This is a genomic window from Saccharopolyspora sp. 6V, from assembly GCF_020176785.1.
GTDB lineage: Bacteria > Actinomycetota > Actinomycetes > Mycobacteriales > Pseudonocardiaceae > Saccharopolyspora_C > Saccharopolyspora_C gregorii.
Window position 1 is genome coordinate 41,337 of the sequence record NZ_JAIUKB010000023.1, and the last position, 18,670, is coordinate 60,006.

Here is an 18,670-nt window from a genome sequence, read left to right on the forward strand (position 1 = left end):
TTCGGCGGGAGACCGGGCGCGAAGACGGCGACGCGGGCCGCCCCCGAGGGGACGACCCGCGTCGATCGAGCTCCGCGCCGGTCAGGCGGTGACGTGCGTGCCGTCCCGGACGGTGCCCACGTACTCCTCCACCAGGTCCTCCAACGCGACCACGCCGTGCGAGGCGCCGTCCGAATCGACCGCGACCGCCAGGTGGCTGCGCGCCCGCCGCAGCGAGGTCAGCGCCTGGTCCAGCCGGGCCGTCACCGGAACCGACGGCAACCTGCGGATGCGGGTGGACGCGATCGGGGTGGACGGTTCGCCGCCGGCCTGGTCCAGCACGTCCTTCACGTGCAGGTAGCCGAGCAGCTCGCCGGAGTCCGCGCGCACCGGGAAGCGGGAGAACCCGGTGCTGGAGACCGCGTGCTCCACGTCGCCCAGCGTCGGCGCACCGGGCAGGCTGGTCACCTGGTCCAGCGGTACCAGCACGTCGGCGACGGTGTGCTCCACCGAGGACAGCGTCTGCGCGAGCCTGCGGTGCTCGGACTGCTCCAGCAAGCCCTCCCGCCGCGACTCCACCAGCAGCTCGGCCAGCTCGGAGGACGTGTACGCCGTGTCCAGCTCGTCCTTCGGCTCCACCTTCAGCGCCTTGAGCACGCCGTTCGCCATCATGTTGAACAGCGCGATCAGCGGCCGCGCCAGCTTCACGAACGCCACCAGCGCGGGCACCAGCCACAGCGCGAGCCGCTCCGGGTCCGCCAGCGCCAGGTTCTTCGGCACCATCTCGCCGATCAGCACGTGCAGCACCACCACGATCGCCAGCGCGATCGTGAAGCCCAGCGCGTGCACCACGGGCGCGGGCACCGAGAACGGCTGGATGAGCAGCTCCAGCCGGTGCGCCACGGCCGGTTCGCCGAGCCGGCCGAGGCCCAGCGAGCACAGCGTGATGCCCAGCTGGGCGCTGGTGAGCATCAGCGAACCCTCCTGGCTCGCCTTGATCACGGTGCGGGCCCGGCTCACGCCCTGGTCCAGCAGCGCCTCCAGCCGGTCCCGGCGGGAGGACAGCAGCGAGAACTCCGCGCCCACGAAGAACGCGTTGAGCAGCAGCAGCAGGACGCCGAGCAGGATCGCCACGGTGTCGCTCATCGGGTCCCCCCAGAGGTGCCGGTGGAGTCGGCCGGGCGGTGCGCCCGGGTCAGGCGCAGCTCGGCGATGCGGTGGCGGTCCATGCTCGCGACGGTGAGCCGCCACGGGCCCACCTCGACCTGGTCGCCGTAGGCCGGGATGCGGCCCAGCCGCGCCAGCACCAGACCGGCGACGGTCTCGTACTCGCCCTCGGGCATCTCGAAGCCGGTGGCCTCCTCGATCTCGTCGGCGCGCAGCAGCCCGGAGACGATCCAGGTGCCTTCGGTCAGCGGGCGCACCGCGGCGGTCTCCCGCCGGTCGTGCTCGTCGCGGACGTCACCGATGATCTCCTCGACCACGTCCTCCAAGCTCACCAGGCCCGCGGTGCCGCCGTACTCGTCGACGACCAGGGCCAGCTGCAGCCCGGAACCGCGCAGCCGGTTCAGCAGCGAATCGCCGTCCAGCGTCTCCGGCACCGTCGGCACCGGGCGGGCCAGCGACCCGACCCGGGTGCTGTCGCGCTGGTCGGCGGGCACGCCGAACGCCTGCTTCACGTGCACGACGCCCTGCACGCCGTCCAGGTCGTGGTCGTGCACCGGGAACCGGGAGAACCCGGTGCGCCGGGCCAGCGTCAGCAGGTCCAGCACCGACGCGTCCGAGGACAGCGACTCGACCTTCACCCGCGGCGTCATCAGCTCGTCCGCGGAGCGGTCGCCGAAGCGCAGCGAGCGGTCCATCAGGACCGCGGTGGACTCGTCGAGCGTGCCGTGCTCGGCGCTGGAGCGGACGATCGAGCCGAGCTCGTCGGGGGAGCGCGCCGAACGCAGCTCCTCCTGCGGCTCGATGCCGAAGCGGCGCACCGCCCAGTTCGCGCTGTTGTTCATGCTGTCGATCAACCAGCGGAACACCTGCGAGAAGCGGGAGTGGTAGCCGGAGACGGCGCGGGCGGTCGGCAGCGGGCGCGCGATGGCCAGGTTCTTCGGCACCATCTCGCCGAACACCATCGACAGCGTGGTGGCCAGCAGGATCGCCACCACCAGCGAGATCGGTGCCGCCACCGCGTTCGGCAGGCCGACGGCCAGGAACGCCGGGCGCAGCAGCTCACCGATCAGCGGTTCGGCCACGTAACCCGTGATCAGGGTGGTCAGGGTGATGGCGACCTGCGCGCCGGAGAGCTGGAACGAGAGGGTGCGGTGCGCGCGCTGCACCGCTTTCGCCCGGCGGTCGCCGACCTGGCTGACGTGGGCGTCGACGGTGCTGCGTTCCAGCGAGGTCAGGGAGAATTCCGCGGCCACGGCGAGCGCGGTGCCCAAGGTGAGCACGGCGACGAACAGGAGTCCGAGGACGGAGAGCACGATGGCCATCAGCGATCACCTCGCCGCAGGCCGGTAGTGAGCGGAAAGCCGGGACCACGTCCCGGCTCGGTACTTTCTTCAGGGGACTGTGCCGTGGGCACCGAACGTGTCACTCCTCGGGAGGAAATCGGAAATAAGCGACCCGAGTATATCCCGATCGGAGCACCGGAACCGCGCATCGTGACTCCGGCGACGCGCGGAGGGGTGGCGGAGCCGGGCGGTGCGACGGCGCCGCCACCCGCGGTCACGCCGCCGCGTCCGCCGCCGCGACCTGTCGGAGGGACGCGGCGGGAAGGGCCGCGGGGAGCGGTGGATGCGGTGGGTTGCGTCCGATCGGCGGTAGCGCGACCGCGCCGAGTGCTCGCGGAACAGCGCTGCGTACGCCGCTGCGGATGATCACCCCACCGATTTTCACCGTATTTCCAGGTTGCGGTTCACACCATTTGGGCAAGGCGTAACCTCTGCGCAGTTCCGCACGCGGCCACCCGCCGCATCCAGCACCAGAGAGGTCGTGATCGTGAGTACCCCCACGGTTGCGGACGCGCCGCAGCAGGGCTTCTTCGGCCAGCCACGGGCACTGTCCACGCTGTTCTTCACCGAGATGTGGGAGCGGTTCTCCTACTACGGGATGCGCGGGATCCTCGCGCTCTACCTGTACACGGCCGTGCAGGACGGTGGTCTCGGGCTCCCGGAGACCACCGCCACCTCGCTCGTCTCCGCCTACGGCGCCTCGGTGTACCTGACCGGTGTCGCGGGTGGCTGGATCGCCGACCGGATCTTCGGTGCTCGCCGCGCCGTGTTCTGGGGCGGCGTCCTGATCATGTTCGGGCACATCGCGATGGCGGTGCCCGGCGGGCTGGCCACCACCGGCATCGGCATCGTGCTGATCATCGCCGGTACCGGCTTGCTCAAGCCGAACGTCTCGAAGATGGTCGGCGACCTCTACGCGCAGCAGGACAAGCGCCGCGACGCCGGTTTCTCGATCTTCTACATGGGGATCAACCTCGGCGGGTTCGCCGGGCCGCTGATCGCCGGGTTCCTCCAGTCCGAGATCGGCTTCCACTGGGGCTTCGGCGCCGCCGCGGTCGGCATGGCGCTGGGCCTGGTGCAGTACGTGCTGGGCAGGCGCAACCTCTCCAGCGTCAGCGAGGTGCCCGGCAACCCGCTGCCCGCCGAGCACAAGGGCGCCGTGCTGGGCCGGGCCGGCGGTATCGCCGCGGTGTTCGTGATCGGGCTGGTGGCGCTGGTCGGCACCGGGGTCATCGGCCTCGCCGGCCTGGTCAACGTGGTCACGGTGATCTCGGCCGTGCTGCCGATCGCCTACTTCGCGGTGATGCTCAGCAGCAAGCAGATCAACAAGGTGGAGCGGGAGCGGCTCGTCGCCTACATCCCGCTGTTCCTGGCGACCGCGCTGTTCTTCATGCTCTTCGAGCAGCAGGCCAGCACCCTGGTGATCGTCACCGACATGCAGACCACCCACGAGGTGTTCGGCTGGGAGTTCCCGGTCAGCTGGTTCCAGTCGATCAACTCGCTGGCGATCATCGTCCTGGCACCGGTGTTCGCCGCGCTGTGGCTGAAGTTGGGCGACCGGCAGCCGAGCACGCCGATCAAGTTCGTCGGCGGTCTGGTGTTCGTCGGGCTGGGCTTCCTGTGGGTCGTGGTGTCCGGGTTCATCACCGACTCCAGTGGCAAGCAGCTGGCGCTGGTGGTGGCGCTGGTGTTCGTCATCCTCACCATCGGTGAGCTGATGATCTCGCCGGTGGGCCTGTCGGTGACCACGAAGCTGGCGCCGCCGGTGTTCTCCTCGCAGACGATGGGCCTGTACTTCCTGGCCCCGGCGCTCGGGCAGGGCATCGGTGCGCAGGTGGTGAAGCTCTACGACCCGGCGAACCAGACGCTGTACTTCGGCGTGATCGGGTTGGCGACCATCGCCTGCGGCGGGCTGCTCGCGCTGGGCGCGCCGAAGATCAAGAAGTTGATGCACGGGGTTCCGTGATCGAGTTCCTCGGCGGCGGGCGGTCCGGTTCGGGTCGCCCGCCGCGTCATGCCGGGGCCCGTTCCGGGGTGCTGCCGAGCCCGGTCTCCTCGGCGAGGTCGTCCAGCAGCCCCCGCAGCCGGTCCAGGGTGGCGAGCGTGCGGTGCAGCGACGTCGGGTCCTGCGGCAGCGACTCGGCCAGGTCGCGCAGGTCGTCGGCCCAGGACTGCGCGGACTCGCGGGCCTCCCGGAGGCCCTGGGTGGCCTCCGCGGTCATCGACGCCGCCGTCTCGGCCATCGCCCACAGCAGCTCGGCCAGCCGGTCCCGGGTGTCCTCGTCGAGCATGTCCACGGTCGGCGGCAGCACCGCCGCCAGGTTGCGGGTGGCGTAGGCGCAGCCGGTGAGCACCGTGAGGGACCGGTCCAGCGCGCTGCGCCGCGACGGCATCCGGTAGGCCACCAGCGGCCGGGCGCTGGAGAGCGCGCTGTGCAGCGCGTCGTCGACCTCCCGGACAGCTTCGCGCAGGCCGTCGCCGCAGTCGCCCGCGCCGACCGCGGTGCCGGTGGAGCGCAGCAGGTCCCGCAGCCGCAGCAGGAAGTCCTCGGTGTTGTCCCGCAGCAGCCGCCGGGTGCGGGTGGGCAGCACCACGGTCGCCGCCAGCACGCCCGCGCTCGCACCGATCGCGGTCTCGGCCAGGCGCACGCCCAGCACGTTCACGTCGAACGTGCCCAGCACGCCGTAGAGCGCCCCGAGCATCGTGGTGATGAAGAACGTCATCCCGGCGTAGGACACCCCCGCCAGGTAGAACGCGGCGAACACGCAGCACAGGATCATCAGCAGCTCCGCCGTGGCGTCACCGGTGATGCGGGAGGCGACCAGCACCCCGGCCACCACCCCGAGCATCGTGCCCGCGGTGCGCTGCCAGGCGCGCACCAGCAGTTCGCCGCGGCTGTTGGCGCTGATGAACACCACGAACGCCGTGATCACCGCCCAGTACCAGCGGTTCGGCGAGACCAGCTGGCCGAGCACGATCGCCATCGCCGCGGCGCAGGTGACCTGCACGGCGGCGCGCAGCTCGGGACGGCGCAGCCCGGTCTCCTCGCGGTCGGTCCGGTCCTCGTCGGGTTCGCGCTCGTCGCCGGAGCGCTGCCCGGTGCCCTCGTCATCGGTGTCGTCGGTGCGCGGCCCGACGCGGCCGAGGTCTCCGTACGCGGTGGTGAGCTCGGCGAGCGCGGCGCCGAGCCTGCGGATCGCCATCGCCAGCTCCACTGAACCGTCCCGCCGCCGCGGCCGGGACGCGCCGTCGTCCGGCTGCCCGGCGGCGCGCACCCCGTCGCGTTCGATGCGGTCGGCGAGCGAACGCGCTGCCGCCCGCACCTCGGAGGCGTCGCTGCGCACCACGGCCAGCAGGCCGGCCACCGCCTGCGGCACCGCCGTCCCGCCGCTGGGGTGGTCGAGCACCCGCATCAGCGGGTTCAGCAGGTTCTCCGCGGTCAGCTCGACGCTGAGGATGCGTCGCCGCAGCAGTTCCCGGCCCGCCTCGTCCAGCCCGTCGAGCTCGGCGACGGTGCCCTCCAGCATCCGGGCGGTCTCGTTGAGCCGCACCGAGCGGTGCCGCAGCCGCTTGCGGTGCCGCTCGGCCTCCGGCTGCTGGGCCAGCGCGCGCACCTCGTGCAGCAGGCCCTGCACCTGGGCGCGCAGCGTGCGCCGCCCCCGCTCCAGCACGCCGCGCGGGTCGTCGCGCAGCACCACGAACCGCAGGAGGAACGCGCTGCCCGCCCCGCACACCGCGGCCCACAGCAGGTCCGGCAGCTGCGGCAGCTGCGGGCGCAGGAACATCGCGAAGAAGTACCCCATGAACGCGACCATCCCGAACGCGAAGTACCGCGGGCCGAACCGCCGGATGTAGGTCGCCGCGAATACCACGGGGAGGAACAGCGCCACGTGCAGTACCGGCGCGCTCGCCGTGGCGGTGGCCAGGGTCAGCGAGAGCGCGGCGGGCACCGGCATCAGCAGCGTGGTGCGGCGGCGCTCCCGGTCGGTGGGGTCGTTCACCGCGGTGATCGAGTTGATCGCCACCACCGCGGCGACCATTCCGCTGGTCACCGGGCGGTGCAGCAGCACCAGCACGCCCATCGCGGCGCCGATCGCGCAGGCCGTGGCCAGCGTGACGCGGGTGGCGTTGCGCAGCCGGCGCAGCGCCGGGTCGGACGCGAGGAAGCGGTTCCACCACTCGCTGACCACGTGCGCTCGCTCCTTCCCGCCGCTCGCCGCGGCCGCCGCCGCGACCCTACGCCGCGCGTCCCCCGGACGGGCGGGGCGCGCCGGGCCGGCGGGGGAGCGGTCAGGCGCCGCGGTGGCGGCGCACGCTCTCCTCGACGACGTCGAGCACGGGGCCCAGGTCGTCGGCGGGCAGTCCCATCGCCAGGTGCGAGACGAGTCCTTCGAGGACCAGTTCGAGGTAGGCGGTGAGCACGTCCACGTCCACGTCGTCGCGCAGGTTCCCACCGTCGCGCTGCCACTGCAGGCGGGCCTTGGTGGCGGCGGTGAGCTGTTCGGAGCGCTGCGCCCAGCGGGCCCGGAACTCGGCGTCGGTGCGCAGCCGCCGGGACACCTCCAGCCGGGTGCCCAGCCACTCGGCCTCCGGTTCGCTGCCGCCGCCGGGGGTGCGGTCGGCGAGCAGGTCGCGCATCACCTGCACCAGGCCCTGCTCGGCGACCACGTCGGCCATCCGGGCGGCGTCGTCCTCGGCGAGCGCCAGGAACAGGGATTCCTTGTCCTTGAAGTGGTGGAAGATCGCGCCGCGGGACAGCCCGGTGGCCTCTTCGAGCCTGCGGACGGTGGCGCCTTCGTAGCCGTTGCGGGCGAAGCAGCTGCGGGCACCGTCGAGGATCTGGCGGCGCCTGGCCTGGAGGTGATCCTGACTGACCCTGGGCATGGGTTGATCGTCCCAGCTCCGTCGCGCCGCATGCAATCCGTACGTACGTATTGTTGGCAACCGTCCACCTGTTGGGGAATTATCGCGCAGAGGCACTGGACTTTTCCGCACACCTGCGCACCGAATTCGACCCGCCCGCGCACTTCGCCCGATTCCGGGCGTTCCCGCCGGCTCCGGTCGGGCAGGCACCGCGCCCGGACGGTCCCGGCGGCCCCGCGACGGGCCCCGGTGACGCCGGTGCCCCATCCAGGTGGTGATGATCCGCATGACCGCTTCGATCGATTCCCCCACGGCGGCGCACCCGCCCGCCGAGGTCCCCAGCTCCCGCATCCGCACCCGCGCCGAGGCGGAGGCCTACGTGGCCTCGGTCTGCTTCAAGCACGGCCCTCCCCGGCTGCTCGGCGTCGAACTCGAATGGACCGTCCACCACGCGGCCGACCCGCGACGACCGCTCGATGCCGAGGCGCTGATCGCCGCGCTCGGCCCGCACGCCCCGCGCTCCCTGGTCCCGGACAGCCCGCAGCGCCCGCTGCCGAACGGCTCCGCGCTCACCGTCGAACCCGGTGGCCAGGTCGAGGTCTCCAGCCTGCCGTCCCCTTCGCTGCGCACCCTGCTCGACTCCACCGCCGCCGACGCCGCGCACGTCCGGAGCCGGCTCGCCGACGGCGGACTGCTGCTCGGCGAGCGCGGCACCGACCCGTGGCGCATCCCGCACCGGCTGCTCGACGTCCCGCGCTACGCGGCGATGGAGTGCGCGTTCGACCGCATCGGCATCGGCGGCCGCCTCATGATGTGCAGCACCGCCGGGGTGCAGGTGTGCCTGGACGCCGGTGAACCGCACCGGATCGCGGCGCGCTGGGCGGCGCTGCACGCGCTCGGGCCGGTGTTCATCGCCGCGTTCGCGAACTCCCCGCAGCTGTTCGGCGACCCCACCGGCTGGGCGTCGGTGCGCACCCGCTCGCTGCTGCGTACCGACATCCCGCGGATGCGGCCCGGACCGGCGACGGCCGACCCTGCCGCGGACTGGGCGCGCCGGGTGCTGGACACCGCGCTGCTGTGCCTGCGCCGGGACGGCACCGACTGGCGGGCGCCCGGCGGGGTGACCTTCGCCGAGTGGATCTGCGGCGCGCTGCCGTGGCCACCGACCTTCGACGACCTCGACTACCACCTGAGCACCCTGTTCCCCCCGGTGCGCCCGCGCGGGTACTTCGAGGTCCGCTACCTGGACGCGCAGCACGGCGACGACTGGATGCTGCCCACCGCCGCGCTCGTCGCCCTGTTCGCCGACGAGTCCACCGTGGACCGGGTGCTGGAACTCGCCGTCCCCGCCGGCGGCCGCTGGGTCGACGCCGCTCGGCACGGCCTCGCCGACCCGGCGCTGGCCCGGACCGCGGCGGCCGTGCTGGAGCTGGCCTGCCGCGAGCTCGACCGGCTGGACGAGACCCCGGAACTGGTGGAGCCGCTCGCCGACGTGGTGCCCCGGCGGCTCACCGAAGCCCGCTGATCGGCGCGCAGTCGTCCCGCGCGCCGCGGCGGCGGCCCGGCGCGCCCGTTCCCGCGATCATGGAGGTGACCCGGTGACCACCAGGTCCCAGGCAGGTACCGAATCCCAGGACGCCCCGCGGCCCGGCCGCGGTGACCTCGCCGAACTCGGCGTCGAAGGGCTGCGCTCGCGCGTGGCCGAAGAACTCGTCCGCACCCGCGAGCGCAGCGAGGTGCTCACCGGCAGCGTCGACGACGACGACCTGACCCGGCAGCACTCGCCGCTGATGTCGCCGCTGGTCTGGGACCTCGCGCACATCGGCAGCCAGGAGGAGCTGTGGCTGGTGCGCGACGTCGGCGGGGCCGAGGCGATCCGCCCCGACATCGACGACCTCTACGACGCGTTCCAGCACCCGCGCCGCGACCGGCCGCAGCTGCCGCTGCTGGGCCCGGCCGAGGCCCGCTCCTACGTGGGGGAGGTGCGCACCAAGGTGCTCGACCTGCTCGACCGCACCCCGCTGGAGGGCAGGCGGCTGGTGGAGCAGGCGTTCGCCTTCGGCATGATCGTGCAGCACGAGCAGCAGCACGACGAGACGATGCTGGCCACCCACCAGCTGCGGAAGGGCCCGCCGGTGCTCACCGCCGACGACCCGCCCGCGGCCAGGGCGGAGGCGCTCCCGGCGGAGGTCCTGGTGCCGGGCGGGCCGTTCACGATGGGCACCTCCACCGAACCGTGGGCGCTGGACAACGAGCGCCCCGCCCACCCGGTGCACGTGCCGGATTTCCTCATCGACACCACCCCGGTCACCAACGCCGCCTACCGCCGCTTCGTCGAGGGCGGCGGCTACGACCAGCCCCGCTGGTGGAGCGAGGAGGGCTGGGCGTACCGGCAGCACGCGGAGCTCACCGCGCCCCGGTTCTGGCGCCGCGACGGCGACGGCTGGCTGCGCCGCCGCTTCGGGCACGTGGAACCGCTGCCGCCGGACGAACCGGTGCTGCACGTCAGCTTCCACGAGGCCGAGGCCTACGCGCGGTGGGCCGGCAAGCGGCTGCCCACCGAGCAGGAGTGGGAGAAGGCCGCCCGCCACGACTCGCGCACCGGCCGCTCGCTGCGCTACCCGTGGGGCGACGGGGACCCGGGGCCCGAGCACGCGAACCTCGGGCAGCGGCACCTGCGGCCCGCGGCGGCGGGCGCCTACCCGCTCGGTGCCGCGCCGTGCGGCGCGCGCCAGCTCATCGGGGACGTGTGGGAGTGGACCTCCTCGGACTTTCTGCCGTACCCGGGTTTCGGCGCCTTCCCGTACCGGGAGTACTCCGAGGTGTTCTTCGGGCCGGGGCACAAGGTGCTGCGCGGCGGCTCGTTCGGCACCGACGCGGCGGCCTGCCGCGGCACCTTCCGCAACTGGGACCTGCCGATCCGGCGGCAGATCTTCAGCGGTTTCCGCTGCGCGCGCACCCCGCGCCCGGGCGAGTTCGGCTGAGCGCGGCATGTGCAGGCACCTGGGATACCTCGGGCCACCGCTGCCGCTGGCGGAACTGCTGCTGGACCCGCCGCACTCGCTGCTGCAGCAGACGTGGGCGCCGCGGGACATGCGCGGCGGCGGGACCGTCAACGTCGACGGGTTCGGCGCCGGCTGGTACGAGGACGGCGGCGAACCCGCCCGGCACCGGCGCGCCGTTCCGATGTGGACGGACCGCTCGTTCGCCGAGCTCGCCCGCAGGCAGCGCTCCGGCGCGGTGCTGGCGGCGGTGCGCTCGGCCACGGTCGGCATGCCGGTGAGCGAGGCGGCGTGCGCCCCGTTCACCGACGGGCGGTGGCTGTTCAGCCACAACGGCGTCGTCGCGGGCTGGCCCGAGTCGCTGGCGAAGGCCGCGGCCGACCTGGACGTCGTGGACCTGATGACCTTGGAGGCGCCGACGGACTCCGCGGTGCTGTGGGCGCTACTGCGGCACCGGCTGCACCGCGGCGAGGACCCGGCGCGGGCGGTGCGCGCCGTGGTCGGGCAGGTGGTGCGCACCCGGCCCGAATCGCGGCTGAACCTGCTGCTCACCGACGGTTCCGCGCTGGTCGCCAGCACCTGGGGCCACGCGCTGTCGGTGCGCCGCACCGCCGACTCGGTGCTGCTGTCCTCCGAACCGTTCGGCGACGACGCGCGGTGGGAGCCGGTCCCGGGCCGGCACCTGGTCGTCGCCCGGCCCGGATCCGTGCACGTCGCACCACTACTCGACGAGGGGGAAACGCCGTGACCGAACCCGAACTGGTCGTGCACTTCACCGAGCAGGACGCGGCCCGCGAACTGCGCGCCGACGTCCGCGCCGGTCTGACCGACCGGCCGAAGTGGCTGCCGCCGAAGTGGCTCTACGACGCGGCGGGCAGCGAGCTGTTCGAGCGGATCACCGCGCTGCCGGAGTACTACCAGACCCGCGCCGAGCACGGCATCCTCAGCAGGCACGCCGTGGACGTCGCCGAGCTCACCGGGGCGGGCACCCTCGTCGAGCTCGGCTCCGGCTCCTCGGAGAAGACCCGGCTGCTGCTGGACGCGCTGCGCAAGACCGCGACGCTGCGGCGGTTCGTGCCGCTGGACGTCTCGGAGTCCGCGCTGCGCCAGGCGATCACCGCGATCGCCGTGGACTACCCGGAGCTGCCGGTGCGGGGCATCGTCGGCGACTTCACCACCGAGCTCGCCGCGGTGCCCGCGGGCAGCGGGCGGCTGGTGGCGTTCCTCGGCGGCACCATCGGCAACTTCCCGCCCGCCGAGCGCGCCCGGTTCCTCGCCGCGGTGCGCGCCGCGCTGCGGCCGGGGGAGTGGTTGCTGCTGGGCACCGACCTGGTGAAGGACCCGGACCGGCTGGTGCGGGCCTACGACGACGCCCAGGGCGTGACGGCCGAGTTCGACCGCAACGTGCTGCGGGTGCTCAACCGGGAGCTGCGCGCCGGGTTCGACCCGGACGCGTTCTCGCACGTGGCCCGGTGGGACGCCGAGCAGGAGTGGATCGAGATGCGGTTGCGGGCGAGCCGGGCGATGCGGGTGCCGATCGAGGATCTAGGCCTGACCGTGGAGCTCGCCGCAGGCGAGGAGATCCGCACCGAGGTGTCGGCGAAGTTCCGCCGCACCCGCGTCGAGGGCGAACTCGCCGACGCCGGGTTCGAGCTCACCCGCTGGTGGCTCGACGACGCGGGCGACTTCGCGCTGTCCCTGGCCACCGCGGTCTGAACCCCGCCCGCACCGTGGCCGCGATCACGACCGCGGGTCGCGGCCGCGGTGCGGTGTGACAGGGTTGGCCGGGTGAGCGGCATGATCAAGGTTGCGCAGTGGCTGGGTCGCAAGCAGTGGTTCGCCTCGGCGGGCCGGAAGCTGGTGCCCGTCGACCTCGCCGTGCAGCGGCGTACCGGTGGCCGGCTCGGCCTGGCGCGGCTGGCCGGGTTGTCCTCGATGCTGCTCACCACCACCGGGCGGCGCAGCGGCCTGCCGCGGGAGGTGCCGCTGCTGTACGTGCCGCACGGCGACGACTTCCTGGTGGTCGGCTCGAACTGGGGCCAGGCGTCGCACCCGGCCTGGTCGGCGAACCTGCTCGCGCACCCGGAGGCCGAGGTGGACGTGATCTCCCGCCGGGTTCCGGTGCGCGCGGTGCTGCTCACCGGCGAGGAGCGGGAACGGCTGTGGCACGAGGTGGTCCTGCCGTTCTGGCCCGCCTACGCGGACTACGCCCGCCGCGCCGGCGGCCGCGAACTGCGCGTCTTCCGCCTCACCCCGCGCTGAGGCGAGCGGGTCCTCAGCGGCGTTCGCCGATGAGGACCGACCAGCCGAGCGACCCGCGTTCCCGGGTCAGGTAGTCGTTGCGGAACCGGCGCGAGTCGCCCAGCATCCGCTCCCGGTCGGGGTGCTCGGGGTTGCGCCTGGCCCAGGTGTGGGCGTTCTTCCACTGCCCGGACTCGTAGCGGTCCCAGTCGTCGAGCGAAGCCGACACCAGGCCGGTGACCTCCACGTCGAACTCCTCGGCGACGTGCACCAGCTCGATCAGCGACGGCAGCTCCTCGGTGGAGGAACCGTCGACGGAGTGCACGTCGCCGATCGCGAACCGGCCGTGCTCCACCAGCGCCGCGACCATCCACTCCATCGACGCGCGGAACCCGCCGAGCGCGAAGCTCGCGCCCAGGCAGGTCGCGACCGCGTACCCGCCGGGCTCCGGCTCGAACTCCAGCGCGGGCCCGTGCACGTGCCGCACCCGGTCGGTCAGCCCGGAGGCCGCGGCGCGGTCCCGCGCGGCCCGCACGAACTCCTCGTTGTTCTCCAGCCCCACCACTTCGGCGCCCATCGCGGCGAGTTCGGCGGCCCACCAACCGCGCCCGGCCCCGACGTCGAGCACCCGGTCACCGGCGCCGATCTCGAGGTGTTCGGCGACCTCGCGGAGCTTCGCGGGGCTGATCGGGTTCTGCACGTCGTGGGTGGATTCGACGATGGAGAAGTAGTCGCTGTCGCTCATCGGCGGCAAGGGTAGCGGACCCGGAGATCACCCCCGCCCGGTGTTTCGTCCCCCGGCTGCGGCGGGCGGAACTGCCGGGATGGATCTTGGGCGCGCCCCGGGACCGGAGCAGAGTTGCGGCCGTGCGCGCAGTCGGACCGCGAGGAGGGCCGATGACCCGTGCGAGCCGACCCGGCTTCGGGGGAGGCCGCCCCGCGTGGCGCAACCCGACCGGCCGTCGCGGGAGCCGCACGGGGACGAGTGCCCGGCGGGCGGTGATCACGTGCTGATCCCCGAGCAAGGGGGCCGGATGGTGTGCGTCAAGTGCGACCAGGTCCGCCGAGCACCGCCCGCAGGCGGCCCGTGTCAGGCGCGGCCGGGTGCGGGGAGACCGACGAGGCAGCGCAGGCACGGCATGCCCGCCGGTCCCGGCGAGACCTCGGCGACGTCGGCGGGGATCAGCTCGCCGCACGCGGTCGTCCAGCGCACGACGTCCGCCACCGGCCCGTCGGCTTCGGCCAGGTGCGCCTGTCGGCGGGATTCGGCGACGGCGCCCGGCGCGTAGCGGACGGCCACGACCCGGGTGGTGCGGGCGGGTGTTCGTTGGCCACCGGACGGGGCGTTCTCCGATGCGTCGGGCAAGCCGGTTCACCTCCGGGGGTGGGACGCGGCCGCCGACGCGGGTGACGCGGGGTAGGCGGCGCCGCTACCCGAGCAGGGTAACGACAGCGGGCGGAGGGCGGAACCTCCGATCCGCGGGCGGGTTCGGCGCAGCGGACGGTGACCGCGGCCGGACGTTCCCGGTGCTGCGCGCGGGTGTTCGGCGGAACGGAGCACGTCCGCCGATGCGGCAGTGGGCCGTCGGCGCACGGCTGAACGGGGCAGCCGCGGCTAGCCTGACCAGCGGTCCGCGCAATCCAGGGGGTGGCTCGTTGGGTCGAGAATCACGCGCGTTCGACGCGCCGCGGCTGCCGCACCGGTCGCGGGCTTCGACGGTGGCCCGGGTCGGTGCGGCCCTGCTGTCGGCGGCGGTGCTCGCGGTGACCGGCTACGGCTGGGCGAACTACGGCGACCTGCGGTGGGCGCTGAGCACCAGCGCCGCCACCGAGGGCGCGACGGCCGACGGGGCCACCGACATCCTGCTGGTGGGCTTGGACAGCCGCACCGACGCGCAGGGGCGGCCGCTGCCGGACGACGTGCTGCGCCGGCTGGGGGCCGGGCGGAACCCGGCGAGCCTGACCGACACGCTGATCCTGGTGCACGTGCCGGAGGACGGGTCGCGGGCCACCGCGTTCTCCATCCCGCGCGACACGTACACGACCATCCCGGGGCACGGCGAGCACAAGATCAATTCGGCGTACGGGCGGGGGAAGGCGGCGGCCGCGGCGCGCCTGGTCGGGCTCGACCCGGCGGAGCGGGAACGGCGTTCCGCCGACGCGGGCCGATCGCTGGTCACCGACTCGGTGCAGCGGCTGACCGGGGTGCAGGTCGACCACTACGCGGAGGTGAACCTGCTGGGCTTCGCGCGGCTCACCGAGGCCGTCGGCGGGGTGCCGGTGTGCTTGAAGCGGCCGGTGCGCGATTCCTACTCGGGGGCGGAGTTCGCCGCGGGGCACCAGCGGATCGCCGGTGCGGAGGCGCTGGCTTTCGTGCGCCAGCCCCACGGCCTGCCCCGCGGGGACCTGGACCGGATGGTGCGCCAGCAGGCGTTCCTGGCCGGGCTGGTGCGGACCGCGACCTCCGGCGGGGTGCTCGCGCAGCCCGCGCGGCTGAGCGAGCTGATCGACTCGGCGCGGCAGTCGATCGTGCTGGACCGGGAGTGGGACGTGCTGACCTTCGCCCAGCGGATGCAGGGGCTCACCGCGGGGGCCGTCGAGTTCTCCACCATCCCGATCCGGGACGCGAACTTCGACACCCGCGACGGCCAGGCGGTGCGGGTCGATCCGGTCGAGGTCGGTCGCGCCGTGCAGGGCGCCGCGCACGGCAGGCCGGTGCCGCGCCAGGCCGATCCCACGGGCGCGCGCTCCACCGGGGAGCACACCGCGGAGACCGGCCGGTCGACGTCCACCCGCAGCACCCGGGAGGCCGACGAGACCGGCGCGTCCACGAGCTCGCCGCGAACCTCGACGACCCGCACGTCCCGGTCGAGCGAGGAGACCACGAGCCCCTCCAGCAGCACCCGCTCGTCGAGCACCCGCTCCACGACCTCGGAGACCACGCGGACCTCGGAGCCGACGACGAGCCGCACGGGCACTTCGGCGCCCCGCCAGGAGCAACCCATCGCCCCGGAACCGCTCACCGCCGACGGCATCAACTGCATCAACTGACCCGGAACGCGCGACGGCCCCCGCACGCTTGTGACGTGCCGGCCCCGCCGATCAGCTACCTGCCGGATCGGCAGGTGATCAGGAGCGGATCATCTTGCGCAGCACGTACTGCAGGATGCCGCCGTTGCGGTAGTAGTCCGCCTCACCGGGGGTGTCGATGCGCACCTTGGCGTCGAACTCGACGGTGGAACCGTCGCCCTTGGTGGCCACGACCTTGACCGTCTGCGGGGTCTCGCCGTCGTTGAGCGCGGTGATGCCCGACAGGTCGAAGGTCTCGGTGCCGTCCAGGCCCAGCGACTTCGCCGAGGAGCCCTCGGGGAACTGCAGCGGGATGACGCCCATGCCGATCAGGTTCGAGCGGTGGATGCGCTCGAAGGACTCGGCGATGACCGCCCGCACGCCCAGCAGGCTGGTGCCCTTCGCGGCCCAGTCGCGGGAGGAACCGGAGCCGTACTCCTTGCCACCCAGCACGACCAGCGGGGTGCCCTGCGCGGCGTAGTTCTGCGCGGCGTCGTAGATGAACGCCTGCGGAGCGCCGTCCTGGGTGAAGTCCCGCGTGTAGCCGCCCTGCACGTCGTCCAGCAGCAGGTTCCGCAGCCGGATGTTCGCGAAGGTACCGCGGATCATGACCTCGTGGTTGCCGCGGCGCGACCCGTAGGAGTTGAAGTCCTTGCGGTCGATGCCGTGGTCGCTGAGGTACTTGCCCGCGGGGGAGTCCGGCTTGATCGCACCGGCCGGGGAGATGTGGTCGGTGGTGACCGAGTCGCCCAGCAGCGCCAGCACGCGGGCACCGGAGATGTCGGTGACCGGGCTCGGCTCCATGCCCATGCCCTCGAAGTACGGGGGCTTGCGCACGTAGGTGGACTCGGAGTCCCACTCGAAGGTCTCGCCCTCCGGCGTGGGCAGCGAACGCCAGCGCTCGTCGCCCTTGAACACGTCGGAGTAGTCCTTGGTGAACATCTCCTGGGTGATCGCGTAGTCGATGGTCTCCTGGACCTCCTGCGGCGAGGGCCACAGGTCGCGCAGGAACACCGGCTCGCCCTCGGTGTCGTGACCGAGCGGGTCGGTCTCGAAGTCGAAGTCCATGGTGCCCGCGAGCGCGTAGGCGATGACCAGCGGCGGCGAGGCCAGGTAGTTCATCTTGACGTCGGGGTTGATCCGGCCCTCGAAGTTCCGGTTGCCCGACAGCACCGAGGTGACCGACAGGTCGTTCTGCTGCACCGCGGCGGAGATCTCCTCCGGCAGCGGGCCGGAGTTGCCGATGCAGGTGGTGCAGCCGTAGCCGACCAGGTGGAAGCCCAGCTTCTCCAGGTACGGCCAGAGACCGGCCTTCTCGTAGTAGTCGGTGACGACCTGCGAACCCGGCGCCATCGAGGTCTTCACCCAGGGCTTGCGGGTGAGGCCCTTGTCCACGGCGTTGCGGGCCAGCAGCGCGGCACCCAGCATCACCGACGGGTTCGAGGTGTTGGTGCAGGAGGTGATCGAGGCGATCACCACGGCACCGTGGTCGAGCTCGAACTCGCCGTACTCGTCCGAGGACACCTTGATCGGGTTCGTCGGGCGGCCGGAGGCGCCGTCGGCGGCCGAGACCAGCCGCGGCTTGTCGCCCTCGCCGTGGTGGGTCACCGACACCGGGTCGCTGGCGGGGAAGGACTCCTCGCCGGCCTCGTCGAGCGCCGCGTCGTCGGTGTTCTGCACCTGCACGTAGTCGGTGAGCGACTTGCGGAACGACGGCTTGGCGTCGGAGACCTCGATGCGGTCCTGCGGGCGCTTCGGCCCGGCGATGGACGGCACCACGGTGGAGAGGTCCAGCTCCAGGTACTCGGAGTACTCCGGCTCGTGGTCGGCGTCGTGCCAGAGGCCCTGCTCCTTGGCGTAGGCCTCCACCAGCGCGACCTGGTCGGCCGGGCGGCCGGTGAGCTTGAGGTAGCGGATCGTCTCGTCGTCGATCGGGAAGATCGCGGCGGTCGAGCCGAACTCGGGGCTCATGTTGCCGATGGTGGCGCGGTTGGCCAGCGGCACCGAGGCGACGCCCGAACCGTAGAACTCGACGAACTTGCCGACGACGCCGTGCTTGCGCAGCATCTCGGTGATCGTGAGGACCACGTCGGTGGCGGTGGCACCGGCGGGGATCTCCCCGGTCAGCTTGAAGCCGACGACGCGCGGGATGAGCATCGACACCGGCTGGCCCAGCATCGCGGCCTCGGCCTCGATGCCGCCGACGCCCCAGCCCAGCACGCCCAGGCCGTTGACCATGGTGGTGTGCGAGTCGGTGCCGACGCACGAGTCCGGGTAGGCCTGGCCGTTGCGGGCCATCACGGTGCGGGCCAGGTGCTCGATGTTGACCTGGTGCACGATGCCGGTGCCCGGGGGGACGACCTTGAACTCGTCGAAGGCGCCCTGGCCCCAGCGCAGGAACTGGTAGCGCTCCTTGTTGCGGCCGTACTCGAACTCGACGTTGCGTTCGAAGGCGTCCGGCTTGCCGAACACGTCGATGATCACCGAGTGGTCGATGACCAGTTCGGCGGGGGCCAGCGGGTTCACCTTGGAGGTGTCGCCGCCGAGGTCGGCGACGGCCTCGCGCATGGTGGCCAGGTCGACCACGCAGGGGACTCCGGTGAAGTCCTGCATGATGACCCGCGCGGGGGTGAACTGGATCTCCGTCGACGGCTCGGCCTTGGCATCCCAGCTCGCCAGGGCGCGCACGTGGTCGGCGGTGATGTTCGCACCGTCCTCGGTGCGCAGCAGGTTCTCCAGCAGGATCTTGAGGCTGTAGGGCAGCCGCGCCGCGCCGTCGACCGCGTTCAGCCGGAACACCTCGTAGGAGGCGTCACCGACCTTCAGCGTGCCGCGGGCACCGAAGCTGTCCTTGCTCGCAGGTGCAGTCACGTTCAACTCCATCTCGCGACGGGCGCAAGTCAGTTCAGGGAACGACCGCGAGTCTCGCGCACGTCGGCCGAGCATGCGCGCAGCCCCGGCGGTCTGATGGTCATAACAGTACGCTTGTCCTGTAATCCGGCTCAA

At 72.8% G+C, this 18,670-nt stretch carries 14 protein-coding genes; 7 read left to right on the top strand and 7 right to left on the bottom strand.

What is annotated here, in order from left to right:
- Positions 1-81 precede the first annotated feature (81 nt).
- Positions 82-1,125: a hemolysin family protein gene (locus LCD35_RS05045; RefSeq protein ID WP_224957401.1), complete on the bottom strand. Its 1,044-nt coding sequence runs from the start codon at positions 1,123-1,125 to the stop codon at positions 82-84.
- Positions 1,122-2,468: a hemolysin family protein gene (locus tag LCD35_RS05050; protein WP_224957403.1), complete on the bottom strand. Its 1,347-nt coding sequence runs from the start codon at positions 2,466-2,468 to the stop codon at positions 1,122-1,124. The genes LCD35_RS05045 and LCD35_RS05050 overlap by 4 nt, the downstream gene beginning before the upstream one ends.
- A gap of 508 nt (positions 2,469-2,976) precedes the next feature.
- Between LCD35_RS05050 and LCD35_RS05055 the strand changes: the two genes are divergently transcribed.
- Positions 2,977-4,455 (top strand): peptide MFS transporter, encoded by a 1,479-nt coding sequence (locus LCD35_RS05055; RefSeq protein WP_308011277.1) that lies wholly within the window; start codon positions 2,977-2,979, stop codon positions 4,453-4,455.
- A gap of 46 nt (positions 4,456-4,501) precedes the next feature.
- On the opposite strand, the gene LCD35_RS05060 is transcribed toward LCD35_RS05055, so the two are convergent.
- Both LCD35_RS05060 and LCD35_RS05065 read right to left on the bottom strand, forming a co-directional pair.
- Positions 4,502-6,679 carry an FUSC family protein gene (locus LCD35_RS05060; protein WP_224957404.1) on the bottom strand — a complete coding sequence of 726 codons (2,178 nt, stop codon included), beginning with the start codon at positions 6,677-6,679 and terminating at the stop codon, positions 4,502-4,504.
- 100 nt (positions 6,680-6,779) lie between these two features.
- A complete protein-coding gene (locus LCD35_RS05065) occupies positions 6,780-7,373 on the bottom strand; it encodes a TetR/AcrR family transcriptional regulator (RefSeq protein WP_224966146.1) in 594 nt (197 codons plus the stop codon).
- A 256-nt stretch (positions 7,374-7,629) separates the two neighbouring features.
- On the opposite strand from LCD35_RS05065, the gene egtA reads away from it, so the two are divergent.
- From egtA to LCD35_RS05090, 5 genes are all read left to right on the top strand, one after another.
- On the top strand, positions 7,630-8,877 hold the full coding sequence (gene egtA, locus LCD35_RS05070; protein WP_374108037.1) for an ergothioneine biosynthesis glutamate--cysteine ligase EgtA: 1,248 nt from the start codon (positions 7,630-7,632) through the stop codon (positions 8,875-8,877).
- A gap of 160 nt (positions 8,878-9,037) precedes the next feature.
- On the top strand, positions 9,038-10,336 hold the full coding sequence (gene egtB, locus LCD35_RS05075) for an ergothioneine biosynthesis protein EgtB (RefSeq protein WP_225043788.1): 1,299 nt from the start codon (positions 9,038-9,040) through the stop codon (positions 10,334-10,336).
- A gap of 7 nt (positions 10,337-10,343) precedes the next feature.
- Positions 10,344-11,102 carry an ergothioneine biosynthesis protein EgtC gene (gene egtC, locus LCD35_RS05080; protein WP_225043781.1) on the top strand — a complete coding sequence of 253 codons (759 nt, stop codon included), beginning with the start codon at positions 10,344-10,346 and terminating at the stop codon, positions 11,100-11,102.
- Entirely contained in the window at positions 11,099-12,070 is a 972-nt protein-coding gene (egtD, locus tag LCD35_RS05085; protein WP_224957408.1) for an L-histidine N(alpha)-methyltransferase, read from the top strand. The genes egtC and egtD overlap by 4 nt, the downstream gene beginning before the upstream one ends.
- An 81-nt stretch (positions 12,071-12,151) precedes the next feature.
- A complete protein-coding gene (locus LCD35_RS05090; protein ID WP_224957409.1) occupies positions 12,152-12,616 on the top strand; it encodes a nitroreductase/quinone reductase family protein in 465 nt (154 codons plus the stop codon).
- Between the two features lie 13 nt (positions 12,617-12,629).
- Here the strand turns inward: LCD35_RS05090 and LCD35_RS05095 are convergent, their stop codons facing one another.
- Positions 12,630-13,340: a cyclopropane-fatty-acyl-phospholipid synthase family protein gene (locus tag LCD35_RS05095; RefSeq protein WP_224966143.1), complete on the bottom strand. Its 711-nt coding sequence runs from the start codon at positions 13,338-13,340 to the stop codon at positions 12,630-12,632.
- Between the two features lie 345 nt (positions 13,341-13,685).
- Positions 13,686-13,961 carry a hypothetical protein gene (locus tag LCD35_RS05100; RefSeq protein WP_224957412.1) on the bottom strand — a complete coding sequence of 92 codons (276 nt, stop codon included), beginning with the start codon at positions 13,959-13,961 and terminating at the stop codon, positions 13,686-13,688.
- Between the two features lie 290 nt (positions 13,962-14,251).
- Between LCD35_RS05100 and LCD35_RS05105 the strand changes: the two genes are divergently transcribed.
- Complete coding sequence (locus tag LCD35_RS05105) at positions 14,252-15,646, top strand: LCP family protein (RefSeq protein WP_224966141.1); 1,395 nt, start codon at positions 14,252-14,254, stop codon at positions 15,644-15,646.
- A gap of 78 nt (positions 15,647-15,724) precedes the next feature.
- Here the strand turns inward: LCD35_RS05105 and LCD35_RS05110 are convergent, their stop codons facing one another.
- Entirely contained in the window at positions 15,725-18,535 is a 2,811-nt protein-coding gene (locus LCD35_RS05110) for an aconitate hydratase (protein WP_225043782.1), read from the bottom strand.
- Between the last annotated feature and the right edge of the window lie 135 nt (positions 18,536-18,670).